A 19,568-nucleotide genomic window follows, 5' to 3' on the forward strand; every position below is an offset into this window, starting at 1 on the left:
CCGGTCCAGCCAGTCACCGCCGATACCGTCCTGACCGCGATTAGGGTCGTTGACTGAACACGTGACCAGGCGGGAGGCTGCGGATGAATCCGGCACGATGGAACCCCGCTGTCTCCACGCCACCGTGGTACGTCGGGCTGCTGGTGGCCGCGGGGCTGATCACCGCCGAGGTCGCCGTGGTGCGAGTGCTGCGCGATCCCCCGCCGCACGGCACCTACGCCATCGTCTTCATGATGGGCGTGCTGATCATGAGCGCGGGCTGGGATCTTGGCCTGTCCCTGCTGACCACTGCCGCGAGCGCCTTCGCCTATCTGCAGGTGCATCTGGACGGCGGGCCGCTGCTGCCCCTCAAGCCGATCGATGTGCTGACACTGTCCGTTTTTCTTCCCATCGCCGGCCTCGCGAATGTCCTTGGCTGGCAACTGCGTATCCGTGCCCGCGACGCGCACCGGAGCTGGCAGGTCGCGACCGGAGCCACCGAGCGGGTGCGCGAACTCGCCGAGCAGCAGGGGGCGCTGCGGCGCATTGCCACCCTGATCGCGGAGGGCACGTCACCGGCCGACGTACTGTCGAGCGTGGCCGACGAAGCCGCCGCCGTGCTGCACGTCCGCAACGCCGGACTCGTCCGCTACGAACCGGACGGCACCGCGACTCTTGTTGCCGCACATGACGAGCCGGGGCTCGCGGCGATGCCCGTCGGGACCACGTTCCCTCTCGACGGTGACGACGTCATCGCCATGGTCCGGGCAACGGGGCGCCCGGCGCGCATGGACACGCACGACGATGCCGGCGGCTCGACTGCGGCGCTCGTCCGCGATCTCGGTCTGCAAGCGTGCGTCGGCGTACCCGTCACACTCGACGGACAGCTCTGGGGCGCAATGATTGTCGGCACATCGGGTCCGGGCGCCCTGCCGGCCGACACCGAAGCATGCCTGACGGATTTCGCCGAACTCATCGCCACGGCCATCGCGAACGCTCACGCACGCGCCGAGCTGGTGGCATCGCGCGCCCGGATCGTCACCGCCGCGGACAATGCGCGCCGTGGCATCGAACGTGATCTGCACGACGGCGCACAGCAGCGTCTGGTCACCCTGGCCCTGCAGGTCCGCACCCTGCAGATGGCGATCCCGGGGGATCCCGCCGAACTCCGGTCCAGGATCTCCGGGATCGGCGACGGTCTGCGCACCGCCAGCGACGAGCTGCGCGAGCTGGCGCACGGGGTACATCCCGCGATTCTGTCCCGCGGCGGGCTGCGTCCCGCGCTGCGCGACCTCGGCCGTCGGGCGCCGCTGCCGGTCGAGGTCCACGTCGACGTCCCGGTACGACTGCCGCAAGCCGTCGAGATCGCCGCGTACTACACCGTCGCCGAAGCCCTCACCAACGCCGCCAAGCATGCCCAGGCTTCCATGGTCACCGTGAATGTCGACACCGATGCCACGTCCTTGCGCATCTCGGTTGCCGACGACGGCGTCGGTGGCGCCGCTCTCGACGCCGGTAGCGGGCTGGTGGGCCTCGAGGACCGCGTGGCCGCACTCGGCGGCAAGCTGCGCCTGTCGAGCACCACTGGCGTCGGTACGACACTGCTCGCCGAGATGCCGCTGGACGACGCAGTCGCCGCCGCCACAGATACCGGCTAGCAGGAATGCCTCGCCGGCATCAGTCAGCGACAATGGAATACATGACGAACCGCCGATCTCTGCGCTGCGTCATCGTCGACGACAATGCCGACTACCTGGCCGCCGCGACAGCGCTCCTGCAGCAGGGTGGCATTGACGTCATCGGCACGGCGCAGTCCGTGTCGGACGGGATGCACACCGTCGAGAGCCTCCAACCGGACGTCGCGCTGGTGGATGTGCACCTCGGCGAGGAGAGCGGGTTCGATCTGGTCGACCAATTGCATACGCACGCCGACACCACAGGCGTGACAGCGATCCTCACTTCTACCCTGACCGAACTGCCCGTCGCCGATCTCTCCGGCACCGGCACACCACCGAGGTTCCTACCGAAGCTCGATCTCTCGGGTGACGCCATCCGCGCGCTCATCGCCTGACGACCCTGCGCTGTCCCGGGCTCAGTGCGGCGCAACCGGGCACCTGGGCTGCGCGGTACCGGCCGCCGCTGAAACCTGGTGCCGCGCGCGGACGGTGATCAGGGCGCCGTGGTCGGGAATCAGTGTGACGTGCTTGAGTCGCTGGCCCTCGCTCGTCGCGGTAGTGGTCTGCAGTTCCGTTCGGCGCAACACTTCCCGCAGTACCACCCGCATTTCGACGAGCGCGAACGTCGCGCCCAGGCAGCGGCGGTTCCCGCCGCCGAACGGTAGCCACGTGGTCGGCCCGGGGACGGTGCCGACCATCCGGTCCGGGTCGAAACGCTCCGGGTCGACGTAGCGGTCGGCGCTGGCATGGACCAGGCCGACGCCCGGCACGACCATCACGCCCTTGGGCAGCCGGTATCCGCCGATCTCCACGGGCCCGGTCAGCACCCGGCCGACGTCGTAGACCACCGGCCGGATCCGCAGAATCTCCCGAACGATCGCGTCGAGGTACTCGTCGCCGGCCGGATCCCCGGTGGCACTCGCATGGGCAGCCGCCACCGCCTTGTCCAGAATGTCGGGGTGCCGCGTCAGTCGTTCCAGTGTCCAGGACAGGGCGGTCGCGGTGGTGTCGTGACCGGCGGCCAGCAGCGTCATCAATTGGTCGCGCAGTTCGCGATCGGTGATGTGCCGGCCGTCCTCGTCGGCTGCCCGGATCAGCATTGCCAGCACGTCGGTGCGCCGGGCCAGCATCGGGTCGGCCCGCCGCTCGGCGATTTCGGCGTAGATCAGCGTGTCGGCTTCGGCCAACCGCTTCCGCACGACGGTCCACGGCCACACGCGGTACAGCGCGGGCCGCGCGATCGCCAGTGCCGCCAACCAGTTCAGATCCAGGAGCTTCGGCATGGTCGTGCGCAACGCCGCCAGGCGGTCCGGAGCGGTCGCGCCGATCACGGTCTGCAGGATCACTTCGAGCGTGAGTGCCGACATACGCGGTGCCACCGCGAATTCTGTTCGGACAGGCCAGTTCTCGACGGACTCCGCAGCGATGGCCGCCATGGCGGCCGTCTGCCGGTCGACGGCGCCGCGCGTGAACGGTTTGAGCATCAACCGCCGCCGGTCCGCGTGCACCTCGTCGTCGACGACAAGCACCGAATGCTCGCCCACCAGCCCGATCAGCATCGAATTCGCTTCGCCCGCATGGAAGGTATGCGGGTCGCCGGCAAAGACCTGTTTGATGTGGTCGGGATCGGTCAGATAGACGACGGTGCCCATGGATGCGATGCGCAAGGTGAACATCGTGCCGTATCGCCGTTCGCATCTGGCGACAAAACCGGGCCAGTCTCGCAGCAGCAACGCGGCCTGAGCTGCCGCCGGCAGCCTGGGCCCCGGAGGTAGATCCGTTCCTCGATGACGCATGGTTGCTCACCCCCATCGGTACCCCGACTCTACCCATTTGACCCGTGGCACGGGCCTGGACGCTGACCTATCATCAGCATCTGCGGCAAACTACCGAGGCGGCGACAAAGGTGGAACAGAAGCGGCACTGCGTGGCCATCGGCCGCGGCGAGGGTCTGGTCGCCCGGTACGGTGACGTGCTCGTGTACATCGCCGACGCCGCCAGGGCCCGGCCCCTCATACAGACGCTCACCTCGACCGCCCATCCGTCGGCACTGCCCCACGCACTCGCCGCCCTGACGACCGGACCGGCGTCGGATACCGTGCCGCACTTCGGGGCGCTTGTGCCTACCGGAGACGCGTTGCACCTGATCGTGCACGGTGAGGTGATCGCCGATATCGAGGCCGGAGGCGGTCACCGCCGAGTCAGCGGCGGCAGCCGGCCCGTGGTCGACGAGACCGTCGCCCCGTGGTTCGACCGGATCACGATCTGCACGGCCGCAACGACATTCGTGCCGTGTGCGGATACGGACCTCGTAGCCGGCGTGGTGCCCGGCGCCGGCTTCGTGTTGCAGTCACGAGTCGTCCGCCCTGCCGCGGCGCAGGCACCGGCACAGGTGGCCGCGACGACCCGGGGCCGTCCGGTCACGGGGTCGCTGATCGCCGACGACGGTGCTGTGTACCCCTTGGACCGCACGTACATCATCGGCCGCAATCCGCTGATCGATCCCGCGGTGAGCAACGCGTCGGCGTCACCCATCAGCCTGCCCGACGATCCGCAGGTGTCCCGGGTACATGCCTACGTGACGGTCAACGGCGGCATGGTGATGGTGCGCGACGCGCGCACCGCCGGCGGCACTTTCATAGCGGCGCCCGGAGACCAGAACTGGACGCAGATCGGCGACCAGCCCGTCGAACTCCACCCCGGCTGCTACCTGCGCATCGGCCAGAAGATCCTCACCTACAACGTGTCCGGGCCGAGTCAGTAGGCCAGTCGGTCGGGTTCGGACAGGATGCCCCAGTTGCCCATCCGCAGTGCCGCCAGCGCCGCCGGTCCGACGGGTCGCCGCTCACGGACCGCCTTCTGCACGGCCGCGAGGTCGGCCGGGTGGTGCCCCAGGACTGTGGCGCCGACGGCACGGCCCTGCGACACCACGAGCCTGCGATAGGACGGCACGGCGGGCCGATCGATGACCACCACCTCATCGCCCGGCGCCGGATCGACCGGACCGATCGAAAACAGCTCCAAGTCAACACCTTTGAGGATGGTGGGCGGGGTCTCGACGGGGACGGTCCGGTCCCCGCCCAGTGCGTTGACGGCGGCCGCCTCGGCCTGTTCCGTCGCGACGGGCCACAGGCCCAGGACCCGGCCACCGTGCTCGGCCACGTCACCCGCCGCGTAGACGCCGGGCACGCGGGTCTGCATCCGGTCGTCGACCAATACCCCTTTGCCGACGGGAAGGCCCGCGTCCCTGGCCAATTCGATGTTGGGCCGGATGCCGGTGGCGGCCAGGAACACCTCGCACGACAGGATGCGGCCATCTTTGAACCGGACCCCGGTCACTGCGGGATCGCCGCGGACTTCTGCTGTTTCCGCCTTGTGCGCGATGGTGATTCCCGCGCGGGCGAAGTGCTCGGCCACCAGCTGCGAACAGCGCGCGTCGATCTGCTTGCTCAGCAGCCGGGTGCCGCGCTCCAGAACGGTCACGCGCAGCCCGAGCTGATGCAGGCAGTACGCCGCCTCCAGCCCAAGCAGGCCGCCACCGGCGACCACCGCGTGCCGGGCCCGGCGCTCCTGCACGTACGCGCGGATCCGCATCGCGTCGGCAGCCGACCGCAGTACGACACTTCCGGGCCGGTTCAGCCCGGGAGTGTCGGGCACGGCGGCGCTGGACCCCATCGCCAGGATCAGCCGGTCGTAGGGCAGAGTCTCCCCGGTGCCCAAACGCACCACCTGCGAACGCAAATGGATGCCGGTGGCCCATGTGTTCAACCATGCCGTGACACCATGCTCGTCGTACCACTGCTCCGGCAGCAGGTACAGCCCTTGCATCGCGGACCGGCCGTACACCAGCCGGGAGATGCCCATTCGGTTGTACAGGCCGTGCGGTTCGGCACCCACCAGGTGGATCTCGCAATCCGGGTGCCCGCGACGCAGGAAGTCCGCGGCCGTCACGCCCGCGATGCCGTTGCCGATCACCACGACGCTGACGATCGAGCGGTCGTAGCGGACCGGTCTGCTCGCCGCGGGGTCGGCACGTTCGGGAGTCAGCGAAACCGTGACGTCGCCACGCTGAATCCGGGCGCAACAGGCCATGCGGCTGGACTTGCCGAGCCCCAGTCGGTTGAGAGTCTTGAGCTCGTCGGCCTCGGCCGGCGACAGGCACCCCATCCCCTCGATGATCGATACCGGGTCGGCACCGCACACACCCATCCGGCAGCCGGCCTCGATCGCCTGCCCGCTGCTTTCGGCGACATCGAGCAGGCTCATCCCGACGTCGGCCCCGACGGGCTCGGACCCCGACTCGAAACGCACTCGCGCAGCACTGCTTTCGGCAGCAGCGCCATCCGCGCCGGCCGGCATCGTCGGCGTGTTCAACAGGACCGGTGCCGACCGGGCGCCGGTGACATAGGCGAACTGCAACTCACTGACCCGGGTGCGAGCCAACCACCACAGCGTCAGCACCGCGATCACCGCGGTGATGGGCCACCGCAACCAGGGCGCGTCGATGCCCGTGATCTGCCGGAGGGAGTCGGTGAGGATGGGACCGGAGAACCAGTAGTAGACGTTGATCGCCACCGCCGCGAAACCCGCTGTCAGCATCGCCTGGCTCAACGGCGTGACCGCCTGCAGCACGTAGCAGAGGCCGACACTCACCAGCACGAAAAGCGCAAGCACACCATACTTTTCGGTCACCGTCCCGCCCTGCTGGGCATGCACGGTGAAGAAGCCGATGATGAATCCCGGTAACGCGGCCGCGAACAGCACACGGGGCGCACTCCACCGGGGGTCTGGATCCGCCATGTCGGCCTGCCACGCCGCCCGAGGCTTGAAGTCGTAACAGTTCTTCGCACAACCCAGGCAGGACTCGCAGTGACTGTTCAGTGAGGTGACGTACGGCGTCTGGCCGTAGGTGCGCTGTAGCGGCAGCAGCGGACAGATGCTGGAGCACCAGCCGCTCTTGCCTTTGAGCAGGAACCCACCGGCGAACGCCGACGCGATGATCACCGCCAGCACCACGCCCATCGCCGGGCCGTTGCGGTCGAGGCCGGCCAGCCGTGCCCCAGCGATACCGAAGAACAGGGCCGCGGCGATCAGGAAGCCGTTGCGCGTCCACCACCCCGGCGCCGTGGCAGCTCGGCTGAACCCGGCGACGCGCGGTAGTTGATTCGACGCCGAAAGTGGGCAAACGTTGCGCCAGACACCGGGCGCGATGAAGAACAGCGCCGGCCACAGGGGCACGATGACGTGGAAGAAGGCGAACAGCCCCGCAGCCGGCCGCACGAACAGCGCCACCACCACCATCACATAGACCAGCACGCTGCCGATCCGGACCGCCTGCCACACCCGGCGCGAAATCCGATGTGGCAGTTCGGTGTACGGCGGAAACAAATCTCTGGTTCCGGTGGGATCGATACCGAGCGCCCGCTCGGCCAGTCGCACCCGCGGTGCGCCCGTCTCGGCGGCGGTCGGTACTGGGACCTCGACGAGCTTCACCACCCGCATGGTCCGTGTGGGGTCGTGGCCGGCGGCGGCAGGCGGTTGATCCGCGGACACCGGTTTCGGCGCGTGCAGCACGATGATCTCGGTGCTGCCCAACCGGATCACGTCGCCGGTCGAGAGCGTGCCCCGTCCGGACAGCGGCACACCGTTGACGGTGCTGCCGTTGCTGCTGCCGAGGTCGACGACCGACAGCGCCGTCGGGGTCGGCACCAGCCGCAGATGGCGCCGGGACACCTCACCGTCGGCGAGGTTGATGCCGTCGCACTCCCGCCCGAACAACAACGGCCTGCTGAGGGTCAATCGGCGTGCCGGCCGGCCCCATTCGCGGACTTCGATCACCGGCGGCTCAGCCATGGTCAGCTCCCCGAGAAGTCGTCACCACGCGGCGCCCGGATGATCTGGGCGAACGAATTAGCTGGCTCAGCTTAATTCGGGCCGCACCGATCTACCTCGCGATCCGCACTATCTGACAAGTTGCCGCTAATCTCCTGTGCGAACGAACTTGTCGGTGAAATCACCGCCCTGGCATTCCCCGCCGGTCGAGGTGTTGGTACCTCGCCCCTCGAGCGACGGGATCGGGTCGACCAGCTGTGTCGGTAGCGGATATTCAGCGGCGATCTTGATGTGTGTGGTGCCGCCCTTGGCGCATGCGACGGTGCCTTCGTCGGCCCGCGTCCACTTGCCATTGGCAAAGACCAGCGTCACCACGCCATCGGGTGCGTGGAACGCGCTGATGCACCGATCACCCGTCCGCAGGCACTGCGTGCGCACTTGAAGATCGGGCGATCCGGGCGGGAAGCCGCCGTTCGTGTAGGTGATGTTCTCGTGATACCGCCCGTGCAGCGTCGACGCCGTCGAGCTCACACGCGGCGGCAGGGTGGCAGGGTCAGGTACCCGGCTGGGTTCACCGTCGCCCGTGCGGGTGAACGTCACCGTCCGCTTGACGCTGCTGCACCCGTTGGCGGTGGCCCGCGTCGTTTCCCCGGCCAGGGTGCCGTCGGGTTTGGGTGTGAGGGTGAATACCACCCACGCCTCGGTGGGTGCCACATTCCCGCTCATCGCGTCGCTGCACTGTACCGAACCCGTTGCCACGGCAACCCAGTCGCCGGCGACCTGGTCGAAGGTCAGATTAGAGACCAGGACGACGCCACTCTTGCCGGTATACGACGCATTGGCGATGCACCCGTTGGACCCGCATGACGACCGCACGTCCCAATCACCCGTCATCGCCGGGCCGCCGGGTATCGCCACGCCTTCCAGATCGGTGGCCGGCCCGTACTCGGCGCGGTACCTGCCGCTGAAACCGGTGCCCGCCGCGGTGGCAGTCGGACTGGGCACAGCCGGTTTTGCGGCGGGATGATCGTTGCGCCCGAGCAGCTTGACTCCGGCGAACACCCCGGCAGCGACGACCAGCAGGGCAACCACTGCCAGCACCGCGATCAGCACGCCCGCTCGTGAGGAACGAGTTGCCTGGGGGTTGACCTGGGTTGGTGGGTTGAACTGCGGCGGCGGATTCAGCTGAGGTACGGCGGGCGCAGCCATGGTCGGCTGACCGCGGAACTCATTGCGCGCGAACGGCACCGGCCGGGTGGCCTGCTGTTGCAGGGCCTCCGCGAATTCGCCACAGCTGGCGAAGCGGCCGGCCGGTGTCTTCGACATCGCCCGGGCCAGCACCGGGTCCAGGTCGCGGAGTTCGGGGCGCTGCTCCCCCAGCGAGGGCGCGGGCGCGGTGACGTGTTTGGTGATGACGATCGCCGGGTTGCTGTCGGCGTACGGCGGATTCCCCGTCAACAGCTGGAATGCGGTGCACGCCAGGGCATATTGGTCAGTACGGCCGTCCATCCCCTCGCCCCGGAGCTGCTCCGGCGCGGCGTAGGCCACCGTCCCCACCGCCATGTTCGTCGCGGTCAGACCGGACGCGTCGTTCATCGGCCGGGCGATGCCGAAGTCGGCGAGATAGATCCGTGACGTTTCGGCATCCAGCAAGATGTTGGCCGGCTTCACATCTCGGTGCAGCAGCCCGCGCCGGTGTGCGTGGTCCAGTGCCGAGGCGACGGCGGTGATGATCGGCAGCGCGACCTCTGGCGGCATGCCTGATGGGTAGTGGTCGCGCAGCAGCCGGGCAGCGTCGGTCCCGGCCACGTAGTCCATCGAAATCCAGAGCTGGCCGTCGCACTCACCGCGGTCGTGGACACCGAGGATGTTGGGGTGCGACAACGTGGACACCACGTCCGCCTCCCGCATGAACCGTGGGCCGTACTCCGGGTCCGACGTCAGCTCGGCTGACAAGACCTTCACGGCATCCAGTCGCGGCAGCCTCGGATGCGACGCCAGGTACACGCTGCCCATTCCGCCCGCGCCCAATTTTCGCCGGATCGTGTAACCGGCGAAAACCTGACCCTCGGTGAGCAGCACGGGCAAATCGTAGGCCCGCGGCCGTGCTCACGCTGGCAGTCGACAAATCCGCCCAGCCGACCCGTTCGGCCCGCTGACGGCTGCCGGCTCGATACAGTCCGACGATGCACGACGCTGCACTGAACCGTCTGGCCGCTGCGCTGCCGGATGGCGCGCTGATCACCGACCCGGACATCATCGAGCGCTACCGCCGGGACTCGGCGGCCAACCCGAAAGCCGGCACTCCGCTCGCCGTGGTGCGTCCCGCCGGTACCGCTGACGTTCAGCAGGTGCTGCGGTGGGCATCCGAGCACCACATCGCGGTGGTGGCACGCGGAGCGGGTTCAGGCCTGTCCGGCGGCGCCGACGCCATCGACGGATCAGTGGTGCTCTGCACCGAACGCATGCGCGACATCCGGATCGACCCGGCCACCCGGACCGCGGTCGTGCAGCCGGGCCTGACCAACGCCGAGGTCAAACGTGCGGCCGCCGAACACGGCCTGTGGTATCCGCCGGATCCGTCGTCCATCGACATTTCCTCGATCGGCGGCAATGCCGCAACCAACGCGGGCGGCTTGTGTTGCGTGAAGTACGGCGTCACCGGTGATTACGTGCTCGGGATGGAGGTCGTGCTGGCCGATGGCACCGCGCTGCGGCTCGGCGGCCCGCTGCTCAAAGACGTTGCGGGACTGTCATTGACGAAGCTGTTCATCGGGTCCGAGGGCATTCTGGGCGTCATCACCGAACTCACGCTGCGCTTGATTCCCGCCCAGCCACCCGCCTCGACAGTGGTCGCCCTGTTCAATTCGGTCGAGGACGCCGCGAACGCCGTCGTGGCCATCACCGGCGAAATACGCCCTGCGATGCTGGAATTCATGGACCACGCAAGCATCAATGCCGTCGAGAATGTCATGCGGATGGGTCTGGACCGCTCCGCCCGAGCCATGTTGCTGATGCAGTCCGACGCCCCGGGTGCGGCGGCCGAGGAAGTGGCGACCATGATCGCCAACTGCGAGAAATGTGGCGCCACCGAGGTTTTCGCCACCGACGATCCGGCCGAGGGCGCCGCGTTCACCGCAGCCCGCCGCGGCATGTTCGGCGCGGTGGAGAAGCTCGGCAGCCTGCTGCTGGAGGACGTCGGCGTCCCGATACCGCGACTGCCCGCGATGGTCACCGGGATCGAGGACATTGCCGACACCTACGATGTGCAGATTTATCTGGTGGCGCACGCCGGGGACGGCAACACCCACCCGATCATCGTGTACGACCCCACCGATGCCGACGCCACCGACCGCGCCGAACGGGCGTTCGCCCGCATCATGGAGCTGGCCATCGGGCTCGGCGGCACCATCACCGGTGAGCACGGCGTCGGCCGCCTCAAACGGGACTGGCTGCCCGACCAGGTGGGCGACGACGTCATGGCGCTGACCCGGCGCATCAAAGCCGCTCTGGACCCGGCGGGCATCCTCAACCCTGGTGCGGTGCTGCGCTGATTACCTCGACATGCGCCCGGACCTTGGCGAGCTCGGCTGTCCCGCGGCGGTGACGAAAAGCCGATCTCACGCGCGCGTCGCCTGGCGGTAACCAACGATCCGTACAGTCGCTGTCATGTCCGAAGAACCCACGAGCCTCACGGAGCAGACCTTCCGGGACCTGCTCACCGCGGCCATCACGCGGGGACACCGGCCGCCACCCACCACGATTCTGGGCCCGACCTGCTGGATCGCGATCGACACGCTGGCGCGCGAGCACCCCGATGCCGCACCGGAGCGCGTTATCGCCGCATTCGACGCTTTCGCGATCGAGCATCAGGCCACCGACCGAGCCGCCATCGAGGCCCACATGGACCCGGCGACCGCGCGGGCCGCCGAATACGCCGCCATCGACGCGCTCGTAGCGCAGCTGACCATCACCTACCCCAACATCGACCCACGGACCGTGACGGCTGTCGTGCGCCGCATTCATGCCGATTTTCACGATCACGCGGTCCGAGACTTCGTCCCATTGTTCGTCGAGCAGGCCGCGCATCGGGACCTCGCCTAGGTAGACGGGCTTCTTGCGCGGCACCACCTGGCAAGGTAGTGCCCGTGTCCACTCACCTGACCGACGAAGAGGTCATGCTCGTCGAGACCGTCCGCGCGTTCATCGACCGGGACGTCAAGCCCACGGTGCGCGAGGTCGAACACGCCAACACCTACCCCGAGGCGTGGATCGAGCAGATGAAGCAGATCGGCATCTACGGGCTGGCTATTCCCGAGGAGTACGGCGGTTCGCCGGTGTCGATGCCGTGTTATGTCGAAGTCACGCAAGAACTCTCACGCGGCTGGATGAGCCTGGCCGGCGCCATGGGCGGCCACACCGTCGTGGCCAAGTTGATCGGCTTGTACGGCACGGAGGAGCAGAAACACACGTATCTGCCGCGCATGGCAACCGGCGAGCTGCGCGCCACGATGGCCCTGACCGAACCCGGCGGCGGCTCGGATCTGCAGAACATGTCGACCACCGCGCGGCTGGACGGCGCCGACCTGGTGATCAACGGTGCGAAGACGTGGATCAGCAACGCCCGCCGCAGTGGCCTGATCGCGCTGCTGTGCAAGACCGATCCCACCGCAGAGCCACGGCACAAAGGCATTTCGGTGGTGCTCGTCGAGCACGGACCCGGCCTGACAGTGTCGCGCGATCTCCCAAAGCTCGGCTACAAAGGCGTCGAATCGTGCGAGCTCACATTCGACGGCTTCCGCGCCCCGACGTCGTCGATCCTCGGCGGCGAGCCCGGTAAGGGGTTCGGGCAGATGATGAAAGGCCTTGAGACAGGGCGGATTCAAGTCGCGTCACGGGCGCTCGGCGTCGCCACCGCGGCGCTGGAGGACGCCCTGAAGTACGCCCAGGAGCGCGAGAGTTTCGGCCGGCCCATCTGGCAGCACCAGTCGGTCGGCAACTATCTGGCGGACATGGCCACAAAGCTGACGGCGGCACGCCAGCTGACGCGCTACGCCGCCGAACGCTACGACAGCGGCGAACGCTGCGACATGGAGGCCGGCATGGCAAAGCTGTTCGCGTCCGAGATCGCCATGGAGATCACGCTGAACGCCGTCCGAATCCACGGCGGCTACGGCTACTCCACCGAATACGATGTCGAACGCTACTTCCGCGATGCTCCGCTGATGATCGTTGGCGAAGGCACCAATGAAATCCAACGCAATGTGATCGCAGCGCAGTTGGTCGCGCGCGGTGGACTGTGATGGCTGAGGGACGCGCCGGCAACGTCGTCGGGTTCGTCCTCACCGCGGCGGTCGTCGGTGCGCTGACGGGGTTGGCCGCAGTCAGTTTCCGGCTGCTGCTCGACTACGCGGCGCAGTGGCGCACATCGCTGTCGCACTGGTCGCACGGAAGCTGGTGGGGCCCCATCGTCGTCGTGCTGATCTGTGCGGTGTGCACGGCGGCGGCTGCGGCCTTGGTCCGGCGCGTCGAACCGCACGCCGAAGGCAGCGGTATTCCCCGGGTCGAGGCCGTCGTCGCCGGCCGCGCCGAGCCGGGCCGCTTCAGAATCCTGCCCATCAAGTACCTCGGCGGCCTACTGTCACTCGGCTCGGGCCTGGCCCTCGGACGTGAAGGACCATCGGTGCAGATGGGCGGATCCATCGCCATCATCGTGGCCTCAGCGACCCGGCGTTCCCGGGCTGACCTGCGCATTCTCGCCGCAGCGGGAGCGGCCGCGGGTTTGGCGACGGCGTTCAACGCGCCGATCGCCGGCGGGGTGTTCGTGCTGGAGGAGCTCGTCAAACGCTTCGACCCTCGCACCACGGTGGCCACCCTCATCGCGTCCGCATCCGGCTTCATGGCAGCCGTCCCGTTCGTTCCCTCGGGCAGCGAATTCCAGGTGCCACCCCTGGCCGATCCGGAGCTGGCGGGCTCGGGGTGGGTGCTGGCCGTCGGCGTCCTCGCCGGAGTCCTTGGCGTGCTCTACAACAAGGCGATCATGTTCGGTCTCCGCACCGCCGACACCAGCCGGTGGCCGGTCGAAGTCCGCGCCGCCCTCATCGGCGCGGGCGTCGGGGGCCTGGTCTGGTTCTCCCCTGACCTGGCCGGCGGCGGCGACCTCCTCACCCAGGAGGCGCTGCTCGGCCACGGCGCCATCGGTGCCGTCAGCGCAGTGCTGATGCTGCGGTTCGTCCTGGGTGTGGTGTCGTATGCCGCAGGGACGCCCGGCGGCTTGTTCGCTCCGATGCTCGTACTCGGCGCCGACGTCGGATTGCTCGTCGGCCTGATCGCGACCCACCTCGCACCGCAGTCCGCGCCCAGCCCGGCCGCTCTCGCCCTCATCGGGATGGCCGCGTTCTTCACCGCCAGCGTCCAGGCGCCGGTGACGGGACTCATCCTCGCCACCGAGCTGACCGGCAGCACGAACCAGCTACCGCCGATGCTCGGTGCCTGCGCGACAGCGCTGCTGGTCGCCATCGCTGTCGGATCACGCCCGATCTATGACCTGCTCACCGACCGGGCGGCCACCGCGGCGGTCACGACATAGCTCACCGGAGCTTCGGCTGGATTTGGCACACTGACACTGGACACCAGGTCCGGCGGCGAACTGAAAGCATCGGCGATGAACCTCGACACGCGAATCTTCTACGTCATCAACGATTTCGCTCGCGATACACCGTGGCTGCAGCCACTGCTGGCCGCGTATGCCAACGACGGGGTGCTCCTCTTCGTGGTGTTGCTGTTCGCCGGATGGTGGCTTGCCCGCAAGAGCACGGACCCGATGTCCATGGTCGCAGCGGTGTGGGCACCGCTGGGCGTGATTGCCGCCTTACTCGTATATGACCCGATCGCCGTGTCCGTGAATGAGACGCGTCCGTGTAACGCGCTGCACGACATCGTGGTTCTGCACTGCAATACCGACGGCGGCTTCCCCAGTATCCATGTCGTCATCGCAGCAGCGGTCACCGCGGGACTGTCGTTGGTGGACCGTCGCCTCGGCATCGCGGCGGCCTTGGCCGCGGCAGTGATGGCGTTCGCGCGCGTATACGTAGGTGCCCACTATCCGCGTGATGTCCTCGCCGGCCTTGCGCTTGGCGTTGTGGTCAGCTTGGCCGGCTACGTCCTGGTGCGGCCGCTCCTGCGCCGGCTTCTCGGCTTCATCGGCAGAACCAAGCTCAGGATCCTGGTCACTAGGACGCCAACTGGCACGACTGAAGGCGTACAGCATGATCCGTAGCCGCCGCGGCGCTCCCGTTCTTGCTGCGGTCACGCCGGATCCGGTCACCCACGATGCGCTCGACCAGTAGCGGGACAAAGACTTGGATCGGGGCATCGACGAACCGCATGGCGGCCTCCCGGCACCAGCCCATGATCTCCCCGTCCCGTGCCACATCGTTGCGGCCCTCGCGACGCGCGAGCTTTCCAGCGACCTCGGCGATCCAGTCCCGCAGAGAAGTTGTCGCCGACGGGACCGCCCGCGCGTCGTCGCTCGATTCAGTACCACCGGCCGGAGCAAGACATTCAGTACTGGACACCTCCCAAGGATGTCCGATTATCGGGGCGGGCGCTAAAGCAATTGGTCCCTATTTTGCGGGGCCATCCTCGCCAATCGGCGGTCTAGCCTCCGATATCGGCGCGGTAAGGAGTCCGGTAGTCGATGACGACCCGGCCCGCTATCCGCCCATCCGCCATATCGCTGAGGATATCGTTGGTCTCGTCCAGGTGCGCCCTGGTGACGAACGGCTCGACAAGGCCGCGGGTATAGAACTCCAGTGCCTCGACCATATCTTGTCGAGTTCCGACGATGGATCCTCGAATCGTCAAGCCCTTCAGCACAATATCGAAGATGGGTGCAGCGAAATCGCCTGGTGGCAATCCCACCAGGACCACGGTTCCGCCACGGCGCACCAGGCCTGGCGCCTGCTCGAATGCCGCTGGTTGTGCTGCTGTGACCAGCACGGCGTGCACGCCCCCGGCTGACCGAAGTCCGTCACCACCGCCGCTTCCATTGTCGCCGCATGGGTGACGCGGGCCGGTTCGTGCAAGACCTGGGTCATGGCTGTGCCACCGTCGCCCGCTCAGACGAAACCTGTTGAGCAGCAACACCATTGCCGACAGGCACGGGACTCGTCGGCCGGATGAACAACAACGTGCAGTCCGAATCCTTCAAGGCCTTTCGCACCTCGTCGCTGGTCAGTTCCTCGACCAGCTCAGTGCGGTCTCCGGGCACGATGACGAGCTGGTCGATGCACGCACTCTGCCGCAACAGGTTGGTCAGGTGTCCTGGCATCGCCAGGGTGACCGACTGGAGATGACTGTTGTCCGGATCCTTCACATACCGTTCCAGGGCGGCGTGTACCGGGTGTCTGGCATCGACCGGTCGACTCGAATGCGACCATGGCTCCAACATCAGGATCGGAGCTTCGCGCCATGCCGAATCAGCTTCGGCAGCCTCGAACACAGCGGTGGCAGAGGCTGATTCGTCGAGCACGGCCAGAATCCACTTCCGATGGTCGAAGTCGCGGTGCGCCCGACGGATGACCGCCACCGAGCCCGGTGCCCTACGGGCCACTTCGACAGCCGTGGACCCGCGAGGAGCGTCCGGCGTGTCGTGTCTTCCGCGGTCACCGACACAGACCATCGACGCGCCGCGAGACTCCTCGACAAGGCATTCCGCCGGATCGCCGGACACGATCTCCGTTTCGAGCTTGACGTCGATGTGGGTATCGCTCACCGCTTCCCATGCCTTGTGCAATGCGTGCTGCGCCCGGTCGATGTTCTCCTGACTATCGGCATCTACCGCGTCGATGACGTAGACCAGCCGCAGTGGGACGTCTCGGCTCGCTGCCTCCAGTGCAGCCCACTGCGCGGCGCGCAGCGCATGTTTGGAACCATCGATACCGACGACGACGGGCTTCGTGGTGGTAGTGACAGTCATCAGATGTCCCGTCTCCCGAGGCCCGGTCGCCCACCCGCGCGAGCGAAGCCACGGGTCCGCTGCTGGACCTCCTGATTCGCGATCATGTCGCCACTCCATTCTCTGACAACCGTGAGATCGCCTGATCTCCGATGACATCTGACCGCGCCCGGGAGTCCGGCCCTAGTGCCTAAGGTCCCTCGCGGCAAGCGAAAGTGCTCTGTCGCAGGCCGCCTCCCATCAAAGTGCGCAGCGGCAGACCGCGGCAGCAGCCTCTACCGATGCACTGAGCGGGCCGGTGGTGTCGACACGGTGCGCCTCGGGCCAGCTGACGGGTTCCTTCGCCAACTCCGCGGCTATCTCGGCGGTGACCTCGGAGGTGCTGTGGTGCCTGTTACGAATCCGCTCCTGGGTGATGCCAAGAGGTGCCGAACATTCGATTTCAACCATCGGACAGCTGTGCTCGCGGCCGACGGTTCTGGCGTACCGTCGCATATCGGTGTCCCGCCAGGTGGCGTCCAGGATGACCGAGCTTCCCTGCGCAAGCAGCGATCCTGCTCGCTTCAGCATCTCTCGGTAGACCAGTTCAACGTGCTCGTGGTTGTAGCGGCCCGCCCCATACTGTCCGGCGGGTCCGTCCAACCGGCCACCCGCGCACATTTCGGCCCGGACGTCGTCGCTCGAAATGAGCTGTGCAGCAATGGTAGTAGCCAACACTTGGGCTACCGTGCTCTTGCCCGTTCCGGGGGCGCCGCCGACCAGGATCAACCGAACTGTCGCGGCACGTAGGTTTCTGATCGCCAGTTCCAAATGCCGCATCGCGTCGGGGCCGCCGGCGGCATCGCCCTGTTCCATCCGGATGCAATCGACCTTGGCCCGGACGATCGCCCGGTAAGCACAGTAGAAATACGCCAATGACGGCGGCGCGGTGTCACCTGAGGCCAGCCGATAGCCGGCCAGGAAGTGGTGGGCCAGTTCATCAGCTCCCCGGAACTGCAGGTCCATTGCCAGGAACGCCGCGTCGTCGATGCCGTCGACGTAACGGAGCTGATCATCGAACTCCAGACAGTCCAGGATGACCGGTCCGTCACTGGTGCAGAAGATGTCTCCGGCCTGGAGGTCACCGTGCCCGTCGACGATGCGGCACTGATTGATGCGCTCCTCGAACAACGCTGCGCGACCATCGACGTATTGCCGAAAGAGGCGGCTGATCAACGCAATAGAGCCAACGGCGTCCAATGCCCTGGCCCGGCGGCTGAGCTCGGCCAGATTCTCTTCCCACCGTGCGACGACGGCCGTGCGGCGTCCAGCCGCGTTGATCTGGTCGCCGTGCGGCGAAGCAGCGTGGAGCCGCGAAAGCTGTTGCGCGATGGCGTCGAGGTGGCCCTTCGCCGGTCGGCCTCCGGCAACAATGGTGGCGAGGCGTTCGACGTCGGGATAACGGCGCATCTCGATCACCGGCTCGCCCGGGCCGCCGGCGGGTTCTACCAGATGCGCCAATCCGAGGTAACTGTCCGCGGCCAACCTGCGGTTCAGTTCGATCTCGCGCAGACAGGCATGTTCACGGCGCTCTCGCGTGCTGAAGTCGAGAAAATCGGTCACTACCGGCTTTTTCGCCTTGTATGCACGATCACCCGCCAGCACGACCAGGCCCGTGTGCGTTTCATGAACTTCGATGCGTGCGTGCGGAATCCCCACGGTGTCAGTGACGTGCGGCGTGACGGTGAGGCTCATGGCGGCAATCCTTGCCGCCATGCCGAGTCAACGATGCGGCCATCGGACCCACTGGTGACCGCCAATGGTCACATGTCCGGGTATTGATGACTTCTGACTCTGTCCGGGCATGGCGGCATCGGGCACCGTCGGTGTCGACCTCGCACCGCCGAGAAGGGCATCTCATGACGAAGACCACGATTTCACTCCGAGAAATCGAAGATGCGGTACACCTGGCATGCCGGGCGCCGTCGTACCACAACAGCCAGCCATGGAAGTGGGTTCTGGAATCCGCAACTCTGAAGCTGTTTCTCGACACTGACTGGCTGGTGACCACCGACGACTCCGGACGTCAGGCGATGTTGAGCTGCGGCGCGGCCTTGGACCACCTGCGGGTGGCGATGGCGGCAGCCGGTTGGACGACCCTCGTCGATCGCTTTCCCAATCCGAACAACCGTCATCACCTCGCCGATATCGACTTCCGGCCGGCCATCGGCGTGACTCCGGCACAACTGCGGGCAGCGGATGCAATCCTGTGCCGCCGAAGCGACCGACTGCCGTTCGGTGCCGTCGAAGACTGGCCGGCCTTCGAAAAGTTGCTGCGGCTGGCCGTAGGCAACCGGCCGACTCAGGTTGACGTCCTGGCCGCCGGACAGCGCACCGAACTGGCCGAGGCGTCGCATCTGGCCGAGGTGCTGAGGATGTACGACGCTGCCTACCATGCCGAATTGGACTGGTGGACTTCACCTTTTGGCGCCACGACCGGTATCCCGCACAGTTCTCTGGTCTCGGCCGCCGAAAGCGATCGAGTTGACATCGGGCGTTCGTTCCCGGTCACACACACCCGGGAGCGCCGCCAGCAAACCGGGGATGACCAGGCCACCGTTGTGGTGATCTCGGCGCTCGGCGACACCAGGGAGGACATCTTGGAGTGTGGTGAGACATTGTCTGCAGTGCTACTGGAAGCCACCATCGCCGGCCTAGCCAGTTGCACGCTCACGCATCTGACCGAGCAGCCGGCCACCCGCGACGTCATCAGCACGCTCACCGGACATCCGCTGCCGCAGGTGCTGGTCCGTATCGGTACTGCCCCAGCCCTCGATGAGGTCCCGCCACCGACACCGCGACGCCAGCTGTCGGATGTCTTCCGTCACCGGCCAGATCGCCCGGACGACCGGAATTGAGGCCGGGGCGCTTGCTGCCCGTCTGGCAGCAGCGCGCTTTCGCATCAAACGCCCCGTCGCACACAGCGCGGCGGCAAGCACGATGCCGGTGACCAGCTGCTTGTTCATGTCATCGACGATGGCGTCAGAGCGGGTTGCGGGCTAGAGCACATCGGCCCGCGGTCGCCGCCAACAGTCCCGCCGCCGCAGGTCACTGTGACGGGTGACTAGGGACCAATTCCCCTG

15 protein-coding genes and 1 pseudogene are annotated in these 19,568 nt (G+C 67.2%); 9 read left to right on the plus strand and 7 right to left on the minus strand.

Translation table 11 applies throughout. The features are described from left to right. The first annotated feature begins 83 nt into the window (after positions 1-83). Positions 84-1,637: a GAF domain-containing sensor histidine kinase gene (locus tag ACX12F_RS15560; RefSeq protein WP_459365451.1), complete on the plus strand. Its 1,554-nt coding sequence runs from the start codon at positions 84-86 to the stop codon at positions 1,635-1,637. Positions 1,638-1,678: 41 nt separating this feature from the next. Beyond that, positions 1,679-2,050 (plus strand): response regulator, encoded by a 372-nt coding sequence (locus tag ACX12F_RS15565; protein ID WP_459365452.1) that lies wholly within the window; start codon positions 1,679-1,681, stop codon positions 2,048-2,050. Positions 2,051-2,071: 21 nt separating this feature from the next. On the opposite strand, the gene ACX12F_RS15570 is transcribed toward ACX12F_RS15565, so the two are convergent. Then, positions 2,072-3,451, minus strand: coding sequence for a cytochrome P450 (locus tag ACX12F_RS15570; protein WP_459365453.1), 1,380 nt, complete (start codon positions 3,449-3,451; stop codon positions 2,072-2,074). Positions 3,452-3,495: 44 nt separating this feature from the next. On the opposite strand from ACX12F_RS15570, the gene ACX12F_RS15575 reads away from it, so the two are divergent. Next, positions 3,496-4,419 carry an FHA domain-containing protein gene (locus ACX12F_RS15575; RefSeq protein WP_459365454.1) on the plus strand — a complete coding sequence of 308 codons (924 nt, stop codon included), beginning with the start codon at positions 3,496-3,498 and terminating at the stop codon, positions 4,417-4,419. On the opposite strand, the gene ACX12F_RS15580 is transcribed toward ACX12F_RS15575, so the two are convergent. Further along, positions 4,413-7,508, minus strand: a complete 3,096-nt coding sequence (locus ACX12F_RS15580; RefSeq protein ID WP_459365455.1) for an FAD-dependent oxidoreductase — start codon at positions 7,506-7,508, stop codon at positions 4,413-4,415. The genes ACX12F_RS15575 and ACX12F_RS15580 overlap by 7 nt on opposite strands. Before the next feature lie 126 nt (positions 7,509-7,634). Next, complete coding sequence (locus ACX12F_RS15585) at positions 7,635-9,569, minus strand: serine/threonine-protein kinase (protein WP_459365456.1); 1,935 nt, start codon at positions 9,567-9,569, stop codon at positions 7,635-7,637. A 104-nt stretch (positions 9,570-9,673) separates the two neighbouring features. On the opposite strand from ACX12F_RS15585, the gene ACX12F_RS15590 reads away from it, so the two are divergent. From ACX12F_RS15590 to ACX12F_RS15610, 5 genes are all read left to right on the plus strand, one after another. After that, positions 9,674-11,041, plus strand: coding sequence for an FAD-binding oxidoreductase (locus ACX12F_RS15590; protein WP_459365457.1), 1,368 nt, complete (start codon positions 9,674-9,676; stop codon positions 11,039-11,041). Positions 11,042-11,156: 115 nt separating this feature from the next. Beyond that, a complete protein-coding gene (locus tag ACX12F_RS15595; protein WP_459365458.1) occupies positions 11,157-11,591 on the plus strand; it encodes a three-helix bundle dimerization domain-containing protein in 435 nt (144 codons plus the stop codon). 74 nt (positions 11,592-11,665) lie between these two features. Next, on the plus strand, positions 11,666-12,790 hold the full coding sequence (locus ACX12F_RS15600) for an acyl-CoA dehydrogenase family protein (RefSeq protein ID WP_459370370.1): 1,125 nt from the start codon (positions 11,666-11,668) through the stop codon (positions 12,788-12,790). Next, positions 12,790-14,076 (plus strand): H(+)/Cl(-) exchange transporter ClcA, encoded by a 1,287-nt coding sequence (locus ACX12F_RS15605; protein WP_459365459.1) that lies wholly within the window; start codon positions 12,790-12,792, stop codon positions 14,074-14,076. Before ACX12F_RS15600 ends, ACX12F_RS15605 begins: the two co-directional genes overlap by 1 nt. A gap of 75 nt (positions 14,077-14,151) precedes the next feature. Continuing rightward, positions 14,152-14,766 (plus strand): phosphatase PAP2 family protein, encoded by a 615-nt coding sequence (locus ACX12F_RS15610; protein ID WP_459365460.1) that lies wholly within the window; start codon positions 14,152-14,154, stop codon positions 14,764-14,766. Here ACX12F_RS15610 and ACX12F_RS15615 read toward each other — a convergent pair. The 4 genes and pseudogenes from ACX12F_RS15615 to ACX12F_RS15630 form a co-directional block, all read right to left on the minus strand. Beyond that, positions 14,720-15,064 (minus strand): three-helix bundle dimerization domain-containing protein, encoded by a 345-nt coding sequence (locus ACX12F_RS15615; protein ID WP_459365461.1) that lies wholly within the window; start codon positions 15,062-15,064, stop codon positions 14,720-14,722. The two genes, ACX12F_RS15610 and ACX12F_RS15615, sit on opposite strands and share 47 nt — an antisense overlap. Before the next feature lie 82 nt (positions 15,065-15,146). Further along, positions 15,147-15,509: pseudogene (locus ACX12F_RS15620) on the minus strand (zinc-binding dehydrogenase); the annotation flags it as partial. Positions 15,510-15,582: 73 nt separating this feature from the next. Beyond that, positions 15,583-16,467 carry a universal stress protein gene (locus ACX12F_RS15625; protein ID WP_459365462.1) on the minus strand — a complete coding sequence of 295 codons (885 nt, stop codon included), beginning with the start codon at positions 16,465-16,467 and terminating at the stop codon, positions 15,583-15,585. Between the two features lie 219 nt (positions 16,468-16,686). Then, entirely contained in the window at positions 16,687-18,180 is a 1,494-nt protein-coding gene (locus ACX12F_RS15630) for a bifunctional aminoglycoside phosphotransferase/ATP-binding protein (RefSeq protein WP_459365463.1), read from the minus strand. A 164-nt stretch (positions 18,181-18,344) separates the two neighbouring features. On the opposite strand from ACX12F_RS15630, the gene ACX12F_RS15635 reads away from it, so the two are divergent. After that, on the plus strand, positions 18,345-19,343 hold the full coding sequence (locus ACX12F_RS15635; protein WP_459365464.1) for an Acg family FMN-binding oxidoreductase: 999 nt from the start codon (positions 18,345-18,347) through the stop codon (positions 19,341-19,343). Positions 19,344-19,568: the final 225 nt, after the last annotated feature.

The sequence above is a fragment of the Mycolicibacterium sp. HS_4_1 genome (assembly GCF_054515875.1).

Bases quoted from the DNA above. Each gene is read 5' to 3' on its own strand.
- ACX12F_RS15560 (WP_459365451.1), top strand. From the start codon at position 84: ATGAATCCGGCACGATGGAACCCCGCTGTCTCCACGCCACCGTGGTAC.
- ACX12F_RS15565 (WP_459365452.1), top strand. From the start codon at position 1,679: ATGACGAACCGCCGATCTCTGCGCTGCGTCATCGTCGACGACAATGCC.
- ACX12F_RS15570 (WP_459365453.1), bottom strand. From the start codon at position 3,451: ATGCGTCATCGAGGAACGGATCTACCTCCGGGGCCCAGGCTGCCGGCG.
- ACX12F_RS15580 (WP_459365455.1), bottom strand. From the start codon at position 7,508: ATGGCTGAGCCGCCGGTGATCGAAGTCCGCGAATGGGGCCGGCCGGCA.
- ACX12F_RS15590 (WP_459365457.1), top strand. From the start codon at position 9,674: ATGCACGACGCTGCACTGAACCGTCTGGCCGCTGCGCTGCCGGATGGC.
- ACX12F_RS15595 (WP_459365458.1), top strand. From the start codon at position 11,157: ATGTCCGAAGAACCCACGAGCCTCACGGAGCAGACCTTCCGGGACCTG.
- ACX12F_RS15600 (WP_459370370.1), top strand. From the start codon at position 11,666: ATGCTCGTCGAGACCGTCCGCGCGTTCATCGACCGGGACGTCAAGCCC.
- ACX12F_RS15605 (WP_459365459.1), top strand. From the start codon at position 12,790: ATGGCTGAGGGACGCGCCGGCAACGTCGTCGGGTTCGTCCTCACCGCG.
- ACX12F_RS15610 (WP_459365460.1), top strand. From the start codon at position 14,152: ATGAACCTCGACACGCGAATCTTCTACGTCATCAACGATTTCGCTCGC.
- ACX12F_RS15625 (WP_459365462.1), bottom strand. From the start codon at position 16,467: ATGACTGTCACTACCACCACGAAGCCCGTCGTCGTCGGTATCGATGGT.
- ACX12F_RS15630 (WP_459365463.1), bottom strand. From the start codon at position 18,180: ATGAGCCTCACCGTCACGCCGCACGTCACTGACACCGTGGGGATTCCG.
- ACX12F_RS15635 (WP_459365464.1), top strand. From the start codon at position 18,345: ATGACGAAGACCACGATTTCACTCCGAGAAATCGAAGATGCGGTACAC.